This window comes from Pediococcus ethanolidurans (assembly GCF_964062635.1).
Lineage (GTDB): Bacteria > Bacillota > Bacilli > Lactobacillales > Lactobacillaceae > Pediococcus > Pediococcus ethanolidurans.
Genome location: NZ_OZ061250.1, coordinates 1,122,512 through 1,139,972, shown reverse-complemented (window position 1 = coordinate 1,139,972; position 17,461 = coordinate 1,122,512). Strand labels below are relative to the sequence as shown.

Sequence of the window (17,461 nt, the reverse complement as noted above, 5' to 3'; positions counted from 1 at the left end):
TTAGTAATTTATTATTTAGGATAAGGCCGAGTTTGAAGACAAGTGTACCTCTTGGCTTCAAATCGTGCCCACCCCGTTCCAGACCAGATGAGCCGCAGGACGGCAGTTAGCCTACTTTTTTTAGGATAAGTCGTTTAACAGTAGTTATTGAAGTAATTTTGACACTTTCAACCTTTAGTTAAATGCAAAAATGGTACACGGATTCAGTTTTTGATATCCATGTACCATTTTTTTAAATTATATTTGTTTACTTATTAGCAGCTGCAATAAAGGCCTTGAATAATCCCTCTGGACGTTGTGGTCTTGAAAGAAATTCAGGATGATATTGAGAAGCCACAAAGAATTTTTTCTCTGGTAGTTCAATGACTTCAACCAAATGGTTATCTGGTGAAGTTCCAGAAAATACTAATCCGTGTTCTTGCATAGCATCGCGATACTTATTATTAAATTCAAAACGATGACGGTGACGCTCTTGAATGACATCTTGATTGTCATATGCTTCAGCAGCTACCGAACCAGCCTTAAGCTTGCATGGATACAGGCCTAAACGTTGGGTACCTCCCAAATCATGAACATCTTCCTGATCTGCCATTAAATCAATAATATTATGTGGCGTGTTAGCATCCATTTCAGTGGAATTAGCATCCTTGAGACCCAACACGTGACGGGCAAACTCAACGGAAGCCATCTGCATCCCTAAACAAATTCCCAAGAACGGTAAATCATTTTCACGGGCATACTGGATGGCTGTAATCATTCCTTCAATCCCACGATCACCAAAACCACCTGGCACAATCAACCCATCAACATTGCCTAAGATTTCGGAAACATTATCGGTTGTAATTTTTTCAGAATCAACCTTTTTAATTTCAATTTTGGCATTCACTGGATAACCGGCGTGTTTCAAAGCCTCAGATACAGAAATGTAAGCATCTTGCAGTGCCACATATTTACCAACAAGTGCGATTTTCACCACATGATCCAAATCATTACGAACGTGTTCGGTCATTTTACGCCAATCTTCCATATCAGCCTTAGGAGTTTTGAGGCCAAAATGATCAACAATAATTTGATCCATTCCCTGAGCCTGAAGATTCAATGGAATTTGATAGAGGTTATCTACATCACGAGATTCGATAACTGCTTCAGGATCTACATCACAGAACAAAGCAATCTTATTGCGCATTGATTGTGTAATTGGTTTTTCTGTTCGCACAACCAAAATATTGGGTTGAATACCAACACCACGGAGTTCCTTAACACTGTGTTGTGTTGGTTTTGTCTTCATTTCACCAGCCGCACGTAAATATGGAATTAAAGTCGTATGAATATAAATAACATTTTCTGAACCAACTTCACTCTTCATTTGACGTAAAGCTTCTAAGAATGGAAGAGATTCGATATCACCAACTGTCCCTCCAATTTCGGTAATCACAATATCTGAATCTGTGATTGTGCCTGCTCGCATAATTTTTTCTTTAATTGTATTGGTAATGTGTGGAATAACTTGCACAGTGGCGCCTAAATAGTCACCATGACGTTCCTTTTTCAAAACCTCAGAATATATTTTTCCAGTCGTCACATTGGAGTATTTATTAAGATCATTATCAATAAAACGTTCATAATGACCGAGATCAAGATCGGTCTCCGTACCATCATCCGTAACAAATACTTCCCCATGTTGATAAGGATTCATCGTTCCTGGGTCCACATTAATATAGGGATCAAACTTCTGAATTGTAACCTTTAAACCGCGATTCTTAAGCAAACGGCCAAGAGAAGCTGCTACGATTCCTTTTCCAAGCGAAGAAACAACGCCACCAGTGACAAAAATGTATTTAGTCATTTTATAACTCCTTTGAGGTTTTTTAAGGGACATTCAAGAAATAATAAAAATACTCCCTATTCATTTGGAATAGGGAGCACAATTTAAAATCCGTACTGTTTGGCTCTGCATACAGCAAAGCGCCCAATAAAGATAATACAAGGTAACCAATCTAATGTCAAGTTCGAAAAACTGACTTATTCATCATCGTCAGAATCGTCATCATCTAACTCTGACAACTGGCCCTCGATACCATCGGGTAAGTCATCATCAGGTAAATCATCACTATCATCATCTTTTGAACTATCAGTATAATCATCATTATCGTCAGAATCAAAATCATTGTCATCATCGGCAACTACATCATCATCTTCAGGATCATCAGCATCATAATCAATTACATCATCGTCATCGGCAGCGTCAGCTAAGAACGCATTAACCTTTTTACGCTTTTTACGTTTTGGACGATCATCATCTTCATCTTCGTCAGCATGAATAATAGCTTCATCGATTGACTCAAAGGGATACCAAGTACGTAAGCCCCAACTATTGTCACCTAGTGAAATGAAACTACCATCCGTATTTAAATCAGTATAAAATTGTGACAAACGATCACGGAATTCTTCATCGGTTTTGCCAAGATACTGTTGAACTTCATTAGCAAGATCCACAAAAGCCATCGGATCTCCATGTTGTGCGAGAATTGCATGCGCAACCTCGATTAATGAAAGTTCAGTTTTGTCTTGACCATCAAAAATTTTCAAATTCAAACTGGTGCACGTCCTTTCAACAGTCTACTCCCTATAATACATTACCTAAGCTGTAAATTGCAATCTAATTTTGTAGTCGCCTAACAAACTTTCACCGGCAAACAACTGATAATCAACTTTTATGGTTCCTGAAAATGGTCTATCACGCAAACGAACCTCTAAAAATGGCGTAACGGTATCCACTGGTAAAATGCCATATGGTGTTCGATAACGAGCTTGAATTCGTTTGCCGTTGCTGAAGCGTAGACGAAGTTTATTTTCACCAGATCTTGTTAGTAAGACATCGCCTTCACCATCAATTTTCATAGTTACCGGAATTTGTTCTTTGGTATCTTCATCCGTTTCTTGATAACGAATATAAAAAGAATCACCCATTTGAAAAAGTTGCCCATTTTCATCAAACGCAAAGTGGGATTCTTCTCCTTCTTGTGTGATATACGTGTCCAAATGAATGGCAACCGGTACGCCAGTATTAAGTTCATCCATTAAAGCCAGCACCCTTCTTTCTTCTAAATATCTTCTTTATTAGTATAAACCCAAAAATGCATTCATCATAGCGTTTTGGCTTTATCTGAACGGAATTGTTATACTAAGCTTAACAAATAATTTTAGATGGAAGGAAGCCTGTTTTCATGGATTATCGCAATCAATTATTACCAATGGAAAAGGTGTTTCGCGATCCAGTTCACAACTATGTTTATGTTCAAAATCAAGTTATTCTAGACCTAATTAATACGAAAGAATTTCAACGACTACGCCGCATTCACCAACTTGGTACCACTTCACTTGTCTTTCATGGAGCCGAACATACCCGTTTTTCACACTCACTTGGCTGTTATGAAGTTGCCCGTCGAATTTGTGATAGCTTCGAGCGGAATTACCCTTCAAAAACACCTAACGATGGCTTATGGGATAATTCCGAGCGCTTAGTAACGCTATGTGCTGCTCTTTTACATGATATCGGCCATGGTGCTTATTCTCATACCTTTGAGCACATTTTTCACACTGATCATGAAAGTTACACCGAACACATCATTACCGACCCTGAAACGGAAGTAAATCAAGTTTTGCGCCGTGTTTCACCCAAGTTCCCAGCTGAAGTTGCGAGTGTTATTTCTCATAAATATCCCAATCCTCAGGTTGTTCAAATGATTTCAAGTCAAATCGATGCCGATCGGATGGACTATCTGCTTCGTGACTCATATTACACTGGAACCAACTACGGTACATTTGATTTAACGCGAATTTTACGAGTTATGCGTCCTTATAAAGATGGAATTGCCTTTTCGATTAGTGGTATTCATGCTGTTGAAGATTTCATCGTAAGTCGTTTCCAAATGTACTTACAAGTTTATTTTCATCCCGTTTCTCGTTCTATGGAAATGATTTTGAGTCATCTGCTTCAACGGGCAAACGAAATTTATGGTGATGGTCCTCAAGACATTAGTCACCAGCGCGATTTTGTTCCGTACTTTTTAATGCCCTTTTTTAATCACACCGCAACGGTTGCCGACTATTTGCGTTTGGATGATGGCGTTTTAAATACGTATTTTCAGCAATGGGAAGACGATAAAGACCCCGTTTTAAATGATTTGTCCAAACGGTTCTTAAATCGAATTCCATTAAAATCTGTGCGTTTTACACACGAAACGGAATATCTTTTGCCGCAACTACGTCAACTTATTGAAAAAGCCGGCTTCAATAGTACCTATTACACTGCCGTTAACAACAGCTATGATTTACCCTATGATGCTTACGATCCAAGTACTAGCAAACCACGAACACAAATTGAATTAATGCAACACGATGGTAGTTTGGTTGAACTCTCCACAGTTAGTGCACTCGTTGCAGCTATAACTGGTCGTGTTTCAGGGGATGAACGGTTCTTTTTCCCTAAAAAAATGCTATCAACAGACGATAGTGAACTTTTTCATCCAATTTACCAAGAATTTCAATCTTATCTTAAAAATGGTGTTTTGCAGGACGCTAAAGGAGGACGTTAATCATGGCAATCAAATTAGTTGCTATCGATCTTGATGGCACGCTTTTAACGGATGAAAAACAAATCACCGATAAAACCGTTGCTGTCATTAAACAGGCCAGTCAAAAAGGCGTAAAAATTGTGTTGTGTACCGGTCGACCATTAACTGGGGTTGCTGAACATTTAAAAAAACTAGGCTTAGCTGGCAGCGATCAATATGTCATTACTTATAATGGCGCACTCGTGCAAACGATTGAAGGTCACACCATTATTCGCCACACGTTAAATTACAACGATTACACAGACTTAGAAGCCTTGAGTCGTAAATTGCGCAGTCATTTTCACGTAGAAACTGAAAATCACATTTACACTGCTAATAAAAATCTCAGTCCTTATACAATTGGTGAAAGTTTTTATGTCAGAATGGGCATTCGTTATCGTGCAGTCAGTGAAATGCCGACTAGTTTAAAAATTCCTAAGGGGATGTTCATTGACCCACCAGAAAAGATTACTGCCCTGCGGCACAAGATTCCACAAACTTTTTTGGATAACTATTACTTTGTACAAAGCGAACCTTATTTCTTAGAAGTTTTAAATAAATCTGCTAGTAAAGGCAACGCATTGAGAGATTTAGCCAAACGTTTAAAATTAAAGCCCGAAAATCTTATGGCTGTTGGTGATCAAGGAAATGATTTATCCATGCTCAAGGCGGTTGGCACACCTGTTGCAATGGCAAATGCCATTCCAGAAGCTAAACAGTTAGCCACATTTATCACCGCTAGTAACGAAGAAGATGGCGTTGCAAAGGCCATTCAAAAATTCGTTTTAGACCTATAGTTTTAACTTTTTAACCAAACAAAAAATCGATTGCTTCCTGAATTCATTTCTAGGAAAGCAATCGATTTTTATGTTATATAAATGAAACTAATATGCTTACAACAACCGTAAAAATGCCCACGTGTAAAAAGTATCGTGCCGGTTTTGTCAGCACAATAGGACTATTCTTAATTCGACCAACCTTGTGAACATCAATCTTTTTTTGTGGTAATTTTTCTTCACCTTTTGCGGGTCGTTTAAACCAACCCGTAAATAAATGGCCCCGTTCCAAAACAAAAGCCACGCCGATCAACAATAGTGCCAAACCAACCATAAAGAAATGATTACTGGTCACAATTGTATTTCGCGTAATTAGCCAATCAATAAAACCGATCAAAACTAAAACAGCATCCGTTGTCAATGCTTTATGTGCCTTAATAAAATTCGTAATTTTCACACCTTTATTTGTGGTCAAACATAACTTCGACCTTAATTTTATTTTCAATTCTAATCTGAATAATAGTATTATAACAGTTTATCAAATTTTTGCTTTCTTTGAACGAGGTGGTTTAGGCTCGAATTTCTTTTGATGATAGTTTTCTTGAACCGAAGCATTGATCACCCCACCGATCAATAAAATTTCTGCAAAAAAATTAAGCCATAACATAATCACAATAAAAGTCCCGATTGTTCTATAGGTTGTCACTGCGCCGCCAAAATAACGTAAATATAGCGTAAAAAATTGAGTTAATAACAATAATCCAATCATTGAAAATACAGATCCGACCCAGGCATAACGCCAATACACCCTAGCTGTTGGTACGACAACGTATAAAACAGCTAAAATTACAAAGACACCCACAATAGCAATTGGCCATTTTATAGTTCCAACAATTTCAAGCCAATCTTGAGGCAAATGCAAAATTGGAGTTAAGTAGGCCACCACTATTGAACTCAAAGAGAAAAACAACACAACAATCACCAGCGCAACTATAAATGCAAAAACAATCACGAATGAAAATATCCGATTTAGAATTGCATTCGCAGCATTTTTCATATCATATGTTGCATCCAAGGCCGTTTGAAATGCTGAAATGCCTCGACTCGCTGACCAAAGAGCCACAACTAATCCGATTGATAGAACACCACCGTTATTCGTAGTAAGTAATTGACGAATTAGCGGCCTTAAAATAACATATATATTTTCAGGCATTACCTGCTCAACATACATCAACACAGTGTGAACCGGTAAATTCAAGAAAGGTAAAAGATTACCAATTAATAAAAGTAACGGAAAAAATGATAATAACGTATAATATGACAAAACAATACTGTTATTAGAGATATTGCCACTTTTATATCGACGTAAAAAAATCGTAATAAATTTAAATGATTTCGTCTCTTTAAATTGATTCCACATGTTCAAAATTCCTTTCACCTTTTGTTTAAGTTTACCATTGGAACATCACTTATAAAAATAATAAGATGATATAGTATGTGTCAAGTTTTAGTAGGTAGTGCTTCTAATTAGATTTTATTTATGTTTTTAACTACTTTTTGTTTCGTTCCGGCGTTGATGCGGGGTCGTGTGGGTCGCTTACGAGCTAACTTCTTGCCCTTCAGGCCAGAAGTGGATCTCTCCAGTCTCCCATGTCTCTAAGCGATAAATCGCTAAGTGACATCGACACACTCTTTCACCAACGCCTCCACTCCACCTGTTATTCAAATCCTATGAAATAGCCTTCACCAAATTACCCATAGCACTGCTAGTTGCTGCGTCTAATGAAATACTGCCGTGCCTAATTCCTTGATGTTGTGTAAAAGGCTGTTTAAGAAAATAACTAGCGGCCACTTTAACTGGCATGATGCTTATTGGCAAGGTATTGGTCATCTTTATCATTGCTGTTTCTAATTGCCCGTTAATTTCACTGGTAATCACCGCAATCATCGCCTTCAATCCAGCTTTACTCCAAGAGCGACCTTGATGTTTTAACCGATAGGTAAAGCGTCGATGATTACTTTCACAGCCACCTAAACACACAGTTTCGGTAGCTAAGCTTCGCTTGTTGGCTGGCTTTAAATAATTCCAGTTACGTTTCAAGTAACTCCGTAAAAGTTGAATTGCTTCCAGACTATCTGCATCATTGGCTTGAAACTCACACGTATCAAGGACAATTTGAACTTGATCATTATCCCAATTATGCACACCCTGAAATAGTTTACTTTGCAGAATCTTAGGCATCTTGCTTAATCGACTACGAATTTTTCGGTTCAAGTGATAACGATCTAAAAAGTGCTCATGTTTTTTGGCCCCAACCGCTAATTCATCAAAGCAGGATGGTTCATAGCCACTCCCATTATCGCTACCGGTAATCATTATAGTTGCTCGTAAATCATAATTCTGATCGAGATAATCTTGTACTTGATTAAAAACTGCTTGCCGGTTTAATCCCGTAAATACATGCCGGTTTAACGTCTGACGTCGTCGGCCATTTTGGCTAATACCTTCCGTTAGTTGCAGTCGATGAATAAGGACATTTTTATGGTGTTGCTTAGCCTTTAAGGCCACACAAAAGGCATCGCCTTCCAAATACAGATAAGGAACTTGTCGTTTCTTTTCGATGTTCACTAATGTAGTCTCTTCACGTTGTTTTTCACATTGTTCACCTGCTGATTGATAAAGTTGATCCACCTTTTGATGACTGATGGAAAGTGGGGTCAAAAGGTTAACAGCCAAGGCTGTTGTCCGTAAAACACTATGTGAAGCTAGCTTAGCGACCTTTTCAACCATCAAAGGTGAAAACCTACTTCGTGGAATTAACTGTAAGTACCGGTCTAAAGGATAGACATAGGTTTTGTCATTTAATCTAACCAAATGACGTCTAAAAGTAACTGTTCCGCACATAAAATTTAACGTTCGTTGTCGTTTGCCAATAATTTCTCGATATTCTGTTTCTCCAATTAAAAGATCATCTAAATCCTCTAATGCTTGGCCTAAAGCCGTGGCAATCAATGCCTGGCACCGAATCATTAAATCCTGTTCCGCATTAAATAAACTATTACTTTCCTTTAAAACTGTCATGATTTCTGTTAAAATCTGAGACATGAAGACCGTTACCTCCTAATTTTTGGCTGCTATACCTAATTAGAAGATTAACGGTCTTCTCGTGTTTTGAAAAGGCTTTTTTTCACTTTCCTACTAAAACTTTACACTAACGATGATATACGTGTGGTGCTAGTTTGTAACATTTAGAAATTTAACAAAAAAGTCCAACCCAGTTAGACTCATAAGTGACAAAACTTAAAAGGAGTAATAACTGTGTTGAACCACCTCAAGTTTAAGCAAAATCGTCACGAATTACAAGTTAGTTTCCATTACTTTTACCAGTTATGTTCATTGCTTTATCAGCGTTATTGAGCGGCGCAACGTTGAACATACTAAAATTACTGATATTAAACTTTTAGCTTTACTGTGCTTACAAGTCACACTGGGAATTCAATCGCAACGCCGCTTCTATTATCTGATGGCAGCGTTTATGCCGCGGCAAATGGTGGTATCACGTTCACGTTTCAACCGCCGCGCGCAACAATTACTGGCAGTAGTCAATGCCATTCGCTCAGGTATCACTAAAGATTATGCTCATTCGGGCGACCTAGCGATTATCGACAGTTTACCCAACCCACTATGTGCCAAAGTTCGTAATTTCAGAGTTAGAATTTTTGCTGGGAAGGCCAACATTGGCTATAATGCCACCAAGAAAATGCCATTTTATGGGTTTAAAACCCACATGGTCGTCACGGCTAATGGCTATATTCTGAATTATGTGATCACGGCAGCCTCAGTTCATGATGCTAAGGTAGCGCCTGAGCTAATTAGCGGTTGTCCTTGTCCCAATATTTTGGCCGATGTTGGTTATGTTGGGAAAAAACTCAAGACCAGTTTTAGGGCCCTAGGCTATAACTTATGGACGCCTTATCGTTCTAATATGAAAGGTGCTAAACAGCATAATAAGCGTCAACTCAAGGCGTTACGGCGGACAATAGAGTCACGCTTTTCAATTTTAGCCCAGCAATTTGGGATTGAAACCAATCTCACCCGTAGTCTATTTGGTTTTCAATTAAAGATTGAATTGACGATATTGGTATACAATTTAGGCTTTTTTGATTTTATGACGAACTAGCACCACGCGTAGATGATATAGAACAAATTAAAAAAGGCTAGAAAAAAGTCATCTTTCTAACCTTCAAATTATTTATAATCGTTATTATTTAATACAAATTATTTGCGATTTTAATCATGTTCATGTTTTTTAAGTTGCGCTCTCAGTGCTTCATTTTCAACTTCTTTTGCCTTTAATTTCTTTCGAACAATCCAAAAGGCAATCGCAATCAGGATAAGCAAAATGACAACACCCACCGTCACGTAAATCCAACTGTAATCTTTTTTGATGGACACATCCTTCGCATTCAACGTGGCCGCTTTTTTACTTGTAATCGTAAACTGTTTCTTAAAGTGCCAAGTTTGTTGCTTCGACTTCGCTGTGATGTTCATAACATACTTTCCGGCCTTCAATGGTTGACCATTTAGCTTTAATCCATAATTAAAAACTGAATTTGGCGCCATCTGCATGTTCGTTGATTTTTGTTGGTACAACGTTTTGGTACTGCCAACTTTTGAAACCTTGGCATTCACTGACAGTTTGTTTAAATAGGTCGCTTTAACGTTTCGCAGCCGGGAGTTGATCACATTTCGCAAATTATTCTGACCAAGTTTAACACTGGCTAGTTTCAAATCAGGAGTAACCTTGGTTGTATTTTGTTGTAATACCATCCCAATCAAGTACGCATATTCATTTTGAACCGTCGTTCCCTTTTTCTTTTTAGCATCTTTACTTACTTCCGCATTTTCATCTTGAAGACGAATACCGCCAGCCATGACACCGTTAAGCTTTCCCTTCGGCATGTTTATGCGAAGATGAATTTTTTTAGATTGGTTCACCTTTAAAATTACAGATGTTTCTACTGGTTTTACATAATCTGCCAGTGAGTACTTTAACGAAGAATCAAAGTTCTTTGCAGATACTTTTTGATACTCAACTACCCCATTTAAGTTGGTTGTCGCTGTGTTCACTTCGGGTTTTATCTTAACTTGTTTTTTAGTTCCGTTGGTTACTGTAACAGTGACTATTTGACTAGCACCCGGGTTTAGTTTCAAATCAAAATAGGTGACCTTTGTGTCAATTTGATTTTTCGGTAAGTTTGCCTGAACACCAAATGTTAATTCATTTGCCGAAACTGGCAAAATAGTGAGCAGGCTCAGTACCAAAGTCATTAGTATCAAGATAAAAGTTTTTCGTTTCACAGTGACAACCCCCTTTAACTAGTTTTTTTAAGAGTTTGTTGGTGTATCGGCCAAACTCCATGTTAATGTTGTGCTGTAACTAGCTGCATTTGGATGAGCAGCTGCCGAAACATCTAATTTGACGGTTGAATCATTCGCGGTTCCAAATACATCAAGCCAAGTTCCTGCACCACCACCGGCCTTAGCAGCCATTACATTCATCGTTGCGCCACCAGGTTGTAATGAAGCACCATTAGTAGCTGAGGTTACTGTGTTGTTAGTGCTTGGGTAACTGTTCGTTGTGGTCTTAACAGTGGCCTTACCTAAAATGATTTCAGCCCCAGTTAAACTGTCTGATTCACTATCCTTGAAATCACCATTTTGGCTAACCGTTAAACTCCATCCCTTTGGATCTCCAGCACGTTGGTCTGATACCTGGACAAAGTTCGGATAAGTTTTGCCAGTGTTTTTACCTGTATCATCCTCTGCCGTATAAACCGTGTCTGCGGTTGGAACGTCATGTTTTCCAAAGTTAAAATTAGAAACATAATCAATACTTAATGGTCCTACTTCACCCGTTCCACCACCATCACCAGGTTCGTTTGGATCGGTTGGATCAACTGGATCAATTGGATTAGTTATATTTTCTTCAAATGTTGCTGTCGCGTTGGTACTTTCATTACGGTTATCTGCTGCAAAGGCCGTAACTGGGGCAATTGCTCCCAAAACAAGACCGCTCATACTGATAAGTGAGATTAAAGTTGTTTTTTTCATGATAATCGCTCCTATTCGTTTTAATGTTTATTTTGTTTTCAACAAAATCTTATTCTCATTACGGATGTCCATCCTCTCTACACCGCTAAAGCGGTTAGTTGGACTGGCTCCTATTCGTTTTTTAATGTCTATTTTGTTTTCAACAAAATCCTATTCTCATTACGGATGTCCATCCTCTCTACACCGCTAAAGCGGCTAGTCGGACTGGCTCCTATTCGTTTTTTTGTCTATTTTTTCTATACTAGTTTCCACTTTGTTACCGAATCAATCTTTTCTTAATTTCATAACCTACAATCACGACCACACCCGTCATGCCCATCACACTAATCCAGACACCATCCTGTTCGTCTGTTTGCGGTAAATATGCTTGTCGATTTGGTTCTACCTTAGAATAAATTGGCTTGTCAGAGACATTGTGCTGAGCAACTGGTTTTGAAAAGCCCACAAGACCTTCAGAAACATGTGTATCACCACGAATCGGTGAATTAAACAAACACATCGCCGCCATACTCAGCACCACGAGCATTAGTTTTTTTTCACATCGCATCAACTCCTCACTTGTTTGCCGGCGTATCCTGCAAATTCCATGTCACCGTTCCAGAATACTTCTCACCTGCTACCGGTTGCCCTGCAGTATGTTCAAACGCTAGACCATTTTTACTATTCCATGAGTCCGATATGTTTGTTGTCGTATTCGGTGTTGAGATAGCCAATTTTTTGACGGGACTTGCGGCAGAACTTAACGTGTAGTCCGTTCCTTCATTTAGATAATGCAAGCTATTGGTTAAAACACCGCTCGTAGTTTCACCGGTCATTTGTTTGGCTAAAGAAACTGTCAAACTCCATCCGTTCATTGTCACACCACTTGGAATTGTCCTAGTATCTTTCACTGCCAGTGCTTGGCTCCCTGTCCCGATAGTTCCCATATAAACTGGATTGCCGGTCGCAGTCGCATCCAAAGCCGTTCCAAAATCGATCTGATCCGGAGCTATAATACTCAATTGTCCCGTCAGATAAACGAAACGAAAATTAAAACTTCGTATACTTCCCTTGTTATCTGAAAAATTCAATCTCATTGAATAAACAGAACCAACAGCTGTCGCATACGTGGGAAGTTTGCTGCTTGGAATGGTAAAACTAAACTTATCTTTAACATTTCCACCCGTTGTTTGAATGGTTCCTAATGATTGCGAAACGCCCGCTTGAGGTGGGGCTGGTCCGCTACCGGAAACTTTATTCATAATGTAGCTAACCGAAACATTTTCTTTATCTGGATCCTGGACGTAACCACTTATCGGTTGCCCATTGCTATCTGCGTAGTAATATAAATAAGTTAATGCAGTAACGCTTGTCGCTTGATCAACTGAAAATACAGAATTCGCAATAGTTCTAGCACTCTTTGTGGTCATTTTACTTTGAGAACTGCTGCTTGTTTCATCAGCCTTATTTGTTTGCGAGCTTGTTTCCTTTTTCACTTTCTCACTTGAATTCACTGACGAACTTTCTTTTGAGGAATCAGTTGAGGTTACCTGTGAAGAGTCTTCTGCTGCACTCGTTTCATTACTACTTGAGCTGCTTGCCTGACTTTGGTCACTAGAGGAACTGGTTGAACTTTCTTGCGATTGGGTTTGTTCACCAACAATCTGTAGAACATTACTAACAAGACTTTGATTTTTATTCAGTAAACTAACTGAATAGGTACCTGCCGTTTGTGCAATAAATATTAACTGAAAATTTTCTTTCGTTTGATCAGAAATCAGTAAAATCAGGTTATCATTTTCTTGACGGTACTGAAAGTTCTCAGAGGTTGCAGCTTGTTTCAGGGTTGGTTTATCAATGTCTAGTCCAGTAGGAATAACCATCTGCAATTCTGCAGAAACTGCGTCTGGTTGTTCAAGTTGTGTGGCCTGCACAACAATCTGATCGCCAACATTAACTGTACTTTTACTGGTTTCAAGATTAAAAAGTGGACTATCATCATCTGCGTAAGTTCTTTGGTAATTATAAAAACCGGAAATACCAACTAAAGACACGAATACAACTATCAATTTTAAAAGCCGTTTCACAATCATCACCTCTCTAACTAATCCACTTCCTTTTTACAAGTTAATCATAACAGCTTCTCAGTGGCAGCGATTTCATTTTTTATAGTTTACTCAAAATTTTTGCAAAAATTCTGATATTTTTTAACATTTACTAGACTAATTAGTACCTACAACTACAAAAAAGTGCAACCTCTCATTTGAATCAAGGTTGCGTTTCTCTTTATATTCTATTTTCTTTTTTTAAACATTAATTCATGCACTGGCGTTTTTTCATAAAAATGAGTTTCTACAATTTTTTTAATGGTTTCCAAATCTCGCGTTGTGCCTAAATTAGTTAGCCAATAAGTATAATCCGTATCATCATAGGGTTCTTCATGATAGTTTGTTAACACCAAATCATAGGCATTCCCTGGTTGGTAATAATTAACACTAACGCGTAAATCCTTTTTAAACATTTGGCGCACAAGATTGATAATCAACTGGCTTATATAATAATCAAACGTTGTGTCCACACCAATATTAATATCTTGTATTTGTTGATATCGAAAATCGCGAATCACAAACAACAGCCGGCGTTGGAAATACATCTGATGTTGCTTAACCAAGTCGCTCACTTCATTAGAATCCGAAACACTCAGAACACGCATCAATTCTTTAACAACCTGTCGGGCTTGATGTGAAAAAAAGTGATTAATGTAGTAGTTTGCATAAATATCATCCATATTTTCTAAATTACCAGCAAAACAGAATGGGCGGGCACAAATATCAAAAACAAGTTTCATCAATTCAAACGGCCACTGATTATCCTTAATTTTCAGTGTCGTTTGAATCAAATGATTCATCTTATCAACCACTTGTGATAAGTGTGTTTTTTGAGAATTATAAATATCGTAAAACCGTTTGGCAACATTTGTTTTACTGTTAAACACGGCCATGCTGACCAGCATTGTACAAAAGGCCTCGGTTTCAAACTGAGCCTTTTCTTTAGAACGCACATGAAAAACTCGTTGAAAGACATTCCTAATATGAAAGTACAATTCATTATTCTGATATAATTCTCGAACCGTGTCAGGGATTGTCATATTCAAATTTGGTTGAATGGCTAACCGGTGCTGCGAAATTGTTAGCCATAAGCGAACCCGATGCACTGCTTCTGAATGAAAGTAGAAATGTAATTCCGTTTGTAACTCGTTAATAAAATGATCTAAATTAAAAACCTGTTGTTCCGGAAAATAATTAATTATTTGAAAAAGATTATAGTAAAAAAAGCAAATTTGTAATTCTCTACCTACTATATTGCCATTGCGAATGAATAGTTAAATTAAACTCTTTTAAAATACCATTGAGTTGTTTGATTGTTCGGTATAACGAAGCCTCACTCAAGTTCAACTTTTCTTGTAATTCATAATTTGTGAGGCCAACATGATTGTAAAAAAGCATCACAAGTTGAAATTTAGGTGATGATTTCAAATACCGAAGAAATAACCAATCATCAAGGGCAAAATTTTGGAGCATTTGAAAACTTGCCGTATTCGCTTCAATTTTGATTTTGACTTTTTTTTCGTCAATTAGTGGCTGAACATCTGTTTGAAGATCTTCCAGATAGTGTTTCAAGGTGGCCGGTGAAATTTCCAACTGCTTGGTTAGCGACTGCTTGGTCACCGGAGCTCCATTCAAGTATAAGATTTCTAATATTTTGAATAAATACTGTTGATTTTTTTCTAATAAATCTGTTTTATACATGAACATTGGCTCCTTTATCTTTATCTATCTACTTCACTTTATCATATTAATCGTGAAACGCTTACAACAAATTTTAATTTACTTTGCCCGTATAAAAAACGCCGTGGTCCAATTGGGTTTCAATTGTGTCATGACGTTTAAACTATGATTTACGATTTTGGTTATTTTTCGTATTTTCCAGTAATTGTATTTAATTTTGTATAACTACCTGTTTGTGTATTGTACCGATAAATTCCGGTCAAACTACCCACAGTATTTGAAGAATTATTTTGTCGAACTTCGACCTGATAGTAATTAGTCCCTAATTGCGTTACGCCAAACGAAAGACCACTTTGATTGGTAATGCCTACCGTCCCAGTAAACGAGGTAATAACTTGATCAGTCTGTTCATCGGTTAAACCCCCAGTAGTTTGAGATGTTGTCGAACTACTTGTTGAACTAGAACTTGAGTTAGAACTTTGGGCTGTAGTTGTACTACTGCTGGCTGCATTTATTTGACTAGTTAAACTTTTACCTTGATTTTGGAGATTTTTGATTCCTCTAACAGATGAAGGTAAAGCATTTAATTTTGCCAAATCAGCCTTAGCCGTTTCATAATAACCATTTGACACCGCGTCATAAGCATTTTGATACCATCGGTTGGCTTCTTTTAATTGAGCCGCTTTGGTACTCAAATCTTTGGCCTGTGAAGTCAACGCATCACCATTAGTTTGTTCCGAAGTCATCTTTGCCAAACTTTCATTAGCAGAGCTGGTATCCCCATCATTCAAAGCATCTTTTGCATCCAGATAGTTTTGAACATTCGCAAGTAGTTTGCTTACCTTATCGTTACTACTATCTAATTCTTGTGCTTTTTTTAAGGTTGTTAACGCACTCGTTGTTTGTCCATTTTCAATTTGTTTTTGTGCTTTTTTTAAAAGAGTTGCGGCCCTTTTCTGGTTAGATTGTTCCGAACTAGAAGTGCTGGAAGAACCACTTGTTGCACCGCTTTGACTACTATTACGACATGCTGCAAGAGAAAACAGCATTGCAATAGCAATCACACCAGTTAAACTCCTTTTAATATTTAATTGTAAGGTCATGATTTTCTCCTCCTTGGAGACATTATACCATGTTACCCACAGATTTAATTAATAAATGAATAACCCATAGATTAAGTAAACCACGGTAATACCTCCCAAAATAATTGCGTTAATCCATTTAAACATCATGAACAATGCCAGATACTCTCGAAAGGCAGCAAACGGTAGATAATTCATTGAAGTCGAAGCACTCACCCCAGACATTGTAGTATTTAATTTTTTTGCAATGACACCAGCACGAAATACATGAAAACTATTGGTTACAAAAATGGCTCGATGAAAGATTTTAATTTTAGTCATGATAATTTCTGAAAAGCGTAAGTTTTCATAAGTCGAAGTTGATGTGCTTTCCTGAATAATTTGTGTACTGGTAATTCCCTTTTTCTCCAAATAATTCCTCATGGCCTGACTTTCCGGCATAATTTCATCGGCGCCTTGACCACCTGATACAATAAACTGCGGATGGGCACCACGTTTTAGTTGTTGTTGATAAATCGCGATTCCCTTATCAAGTCGTCGTTGTAAAATCTTTGAAACAGTCCCATCAGCGAGTAAACCGGCCCCTAAAATCACAATAAAATCAACCGAATACAGAATTGGTAATTCATCGAGTAAAGAAGCCACGCCATAAGAAAGAAAGCCAACCATAAAATAACCAATCCATATAAAAAGGAGCCCAAGGATCAGCCAAATAAATTGACTATGAAAAAGAAGTGAATTGAGTAATGTTAATAATAACATGCCCCAAATTATAAAACCCACCATCTCAAGGAGAACATAACCAGGATTTGACCCTGCATGTCGAATCAGTCGGTGACTATAAAGTACACAAGCCAGTGCAAAGAGGGCTAAAGCAACGGGAATGATTCCAGTAAGTGCTAAGCTCACAACCAGCAGTAGTGCTTGCATCCAAGGAGCTTGCGTAATTTCAAGCCATTGCCAAACAGCCACCACAAAACAAATGAGACCGGCAATTAAAAAATACCCATTTAAAAACCGTCGGCGATCAGTTAACCATAAGGTGATAAAAACAGCTAAACAAATACTTCCCCAATAACCGAAGTCCATCTTTAATCACTTCCCT

Annotated in this window: 16 protein-coding genes and 1 pseudogene; 3 read left to right on the top strand and 14 right to left on the bottom strand. The window is 37.9% G+C overall.

Annotated elements, in window-relative coordinates; all coding sequences use genetic code 11:
* Window positions 1–247: 247 nt before the first annotated feature.
* The 3 genes from AB3219_RS05585 to AB3219_RS05575 form a co-directional block, all read right to left on the bottom strand.
* Window positions 248–1,846, bottom strand: coding sequence for a CTP synthase (locus AB3219_RS05585; RefSeq protein ID WP_260365911.1), 1,599 nt, complete (start codon window positions 1,844–1,846; stop codon window positions 248–250).
* 176 nt (window positions 1,847–2,022) lie between these two features.
* Entirely contained in the window at window positions 2,023–2,595 is a 573-nt protein-coding gene (gene rpoE, locus AB3219_RS05580; protein WP_216753695.1) for a DNA-directed RNA polymerase subunit delta, read from the bottom strand.
* A gap of 45 nt (window positions 2,596–2,640) precedes the next feature.
* Window positions 2,641–3,081: a DUF1934 domain-containing protein gene (locus tag AB3219_RS05575; protein WP_216753696.1), complete on the bottom strand. Its 441-nt coding sequence runs from the start codon at window positions 3,079–3,081 to the stop codon at window positions 2,641–2,643.
* A gap of 146 nt (window positions 3,082–3,227) precedes the next feature.
* On the opposite strand from AB3219_RS05575, the gene AB3219_RS05570 reads away from it, so the two are divergent.
* Window positions 3,228–4,598: an HD domain-containing protein gene (locus tag AB3219_RS05570; RefSeq protein WP_260365915.1), complete on the top strand. Its 1,371-nt coding sequence runs from the start codon at window positions 3,228–3,230 to the stop codon at window positions 4,596–4,598.
* 2 nt (window positions 4,599–4,600) lie between these two features.
* Window positions 4,601–5,413, top strand: coding sequence for a sugar-phosphatase (gene yidA, locus AB3219_RS05565; RefSeq protein ID WP_367369366.1), 813 nt, complete (start codon window positions 4,601–4,603; stop codon window positions 5,411–5,413).
* Window positions 5,414–5,486: 73 nt separating this feature from the next.
* On the opposite strand, the gene AB3219_RS05560 is transcribed toward yidA, so the two are convergent.
* From AB3219_RS05560 to AB3219_RS05550, 3 genes are all read right to left on the bottom strand, one after another.
* Window positions 5,487–5,867, bottom strand: coding sequence for a DUF3899 domain-containing protein (locus AB3219_RS05560; RefSeq protein WP_367369365.1), 381 nt, complete (start codon window positions 5,865–5,867; stop codon window positions 5,487–5,489).
* A 63-nt stretch (window positions 5,868–5,930) separates the two neighbouring features.
* Window positions 5,931–6,812, bottom strand: coding sequence for a YihY/virulence factor BrkB family protein (locus AB3219_RS05555; RefSeq protein WP_057805314.1), 882 nt, complete (start codon window positions 6,810–6,812; stop codon window positions 5,931–5,933).
* 309 nt (window positions 6,813–7,121) lie between these two features.
* Window positions 7,122–8,498 carry an ISLre2 family transposase gene (locus AB3219_RS05550; RefSeq protein WP_367369364.1) on the bottom strand — a complete coding sequence of 459 codons (1,377 nt, stop codon included), beginning with the start codon at window positions 8,496–8,498 and terminating at the stop codon, window positions 7,122–7,124.
* A gap of 213 nt (window positions 8,499–8,711) precedes the next feature.
* Here AB3219_RS05550 and AB3219_RS05545 point away from each other — a divergent pair.
* Window positions 8,712–9,573: pseudogene (locus tag AB3219_RS05545) on the top strand (IS982 family transposase).
* Window positions 9,574–9,683: 110 nt separating this feature from the next.
* On the opposite strand, the gene AB3219_RS05540 reads toward AB3219_RS05545, so the two are convergent.
* The 8 genes from AB3219_RS05540 to AB3219_RS05505 form a co-directional block, all read right to left on the bottom strand.
* Window positions 9,684–10,754 carry a DUF916 and DUF3324 domain-containing protein gene (locus AB3219_RS05540; protein WP_260365717.1) on the bottom strand — a complete coding sequence of 357 codons (1,071 nt, stop codon included), beginning with the start codon at window positions 10,752–10,754 and terminating at the stop codon, window positions 9,684–9,686.
* A gap of 27 nt (window positions 10,755–10,781) precedes the next feature.
* Complete coding sequence (locus tag AB3219_RS05535; RefSeq protein WP_216753701.1) at window positions 10,782–11,507, bottom strand: WxL domain-containing protein; 726 nt, start codon at window positions 11,505–11,507, stop codon at window positions 10,782–10,784.
* A 256-nt stretch (window positions 11,508–11,763) separates the two neighbouring features.
* Window positions 11,764–12,054, bottom strand: a complete 291-nt coding sequence (locus tag AB3219_RS05530; RefSeq protein ID WP_260365716.1) for a hypothetical protein — start codon at window positions 12,052–12,054, stop codon at window positions 11,764–11,766.
* A 7-nt stretch (window positions 12,055–12,061) separates the two neighbouring features.
* The gene (locus AB3219_RS05525; protein WP_263773439.1) at window positions 12,062–13,573 is read right to left on the bottom strand and encodes a WxL domain-containing protein; all 1,512 of its coding nucleotides are present in this window, start codon (window positions 13,571–13,573) and stop codon (window positions 12,062–12,064) included.
* A 206-nt stretch (window positions 13,574–13,779) separates the two neighbouring features.
* Window positions 13,780–14,700: a hypothetical protein gene (locus AB3219_RS05520; protein ID WP_216753704.1), complete on the bottom strand. Its 921-nt coding sequence runs from the start codon at window positions 14,698–14,700 to the stop codon at window positions 13,780–13,782.
* 136 nt (window positions 14,701–14,836) lie between these two features.
* Window positions 14,837–15,295 (bottom strand): helix-turn-helix domain-containing protein, encoded by a 459-nt coding sequence (locus tag AB3219_RS05515; protein ID WP_367369363.1) that lies wholly within the window; start codon window positions 15,293–15,295, stop codon window positions 14,837–14,839.
* Between the two features lie 161 nt (window positions 15,296–15,456).
* On the bottom strand, window positions 15,457–16,377 hold the full coding sequence (locus tag AB3219_RS05510) for a hypothetical protein (protein ID WP_216753707.1): 921 nt from the start codon (window positions 16,375–16,377) through the stop codon (window positions 15,457–15,459).
* A 48-nt stretch (window positions 16,378–16,425) separates the two neighbouring features.
* A complete protein-coding gene (locus AB3219_RS05505; protein WP_260365715.1) occupies window positions 16,426–17,445 on the bottom strand; it encodes a YdcF family protein in 1,020 nt (339 codons plus the stop codon).
* Window positions 17,446–17,461: the final 16 nt, after the last annotated feature.

Coding starts and splice junctions, on each gene's coding strand:
- AB3219_RS05585 (WP_260365911.1), bottom strand. CDS start 1,846: ATGACTAAATACATTTTTGTCACTGGTGGCGTTGTTTCTTCGCTTGGA.
- AB3219_RS05575 (WP_216753696.1), bottom strand. CDS start 3,081: ATGGATGAACTTAATACTGGCGTACCGGTTGCCATTCATTTGGACACG.
- AB3219_RS05570 (WP_260365915.1), top strand. CDS start 3,228: ATGGATTATCGCAATCAATTATTACCAATGGAAAAGGTGTTTCGCGAT.
- yidA (WP_367369366.1), top strand. CDS start 4,601: ATGGCAATCAAATTAGTTGCTATCGATCTTGATGGCACGCTTTTAACG.
- AB3219_RS05555 (WP_057805314.1), bottom strand. CDS start 6,812: ATGTGGAATCAATTTAAAGAGACGAAATCATTTAAATTTATTACGATT.
- AB3219_RS05550 (WP_367369364.1), bottom strand. CDS start 8,498: ATGTCTCAGATTTTAACAGAAATCATGACAGTTTTAAAGGAAAGTAAT.
- AB3219_RS05535 (WP_216753701.1), bottom strand. CDS start 11,507: ATGAAAAAAACAACTTTAATCTCACTTATCAGTATGAGCGGTCTTGTT.
- AB3219_RS05530 (WP_260365716.1), bottom strand. CDS start 12,054: ATGCGATGTGAAAAAAAACTAATGCTCGTGGTGCTGAGTATGGCGGCG.
- AB3219_RS05515 (WP_367369363.1), bottom strand. CDS start 15,295: ATGTATAAAACAGATTTATTAGAAAAAAATCAACAGTATTTATTCAAA.
- AB3219_RS05510 (WP_216753707.1), bottom strand. CDS start 16,377: ATGACCTTACAATTAAATATTAAAAGGAGTTTAACTGGTGTGATTGCT.
- AB3219_RS05505 (WP_260365715.1), bottom strand. CDS start 17,445: ATGGACTTCGGTTATTGGGGAAGTATTTGTTTAGCTGTTTTTATCACC.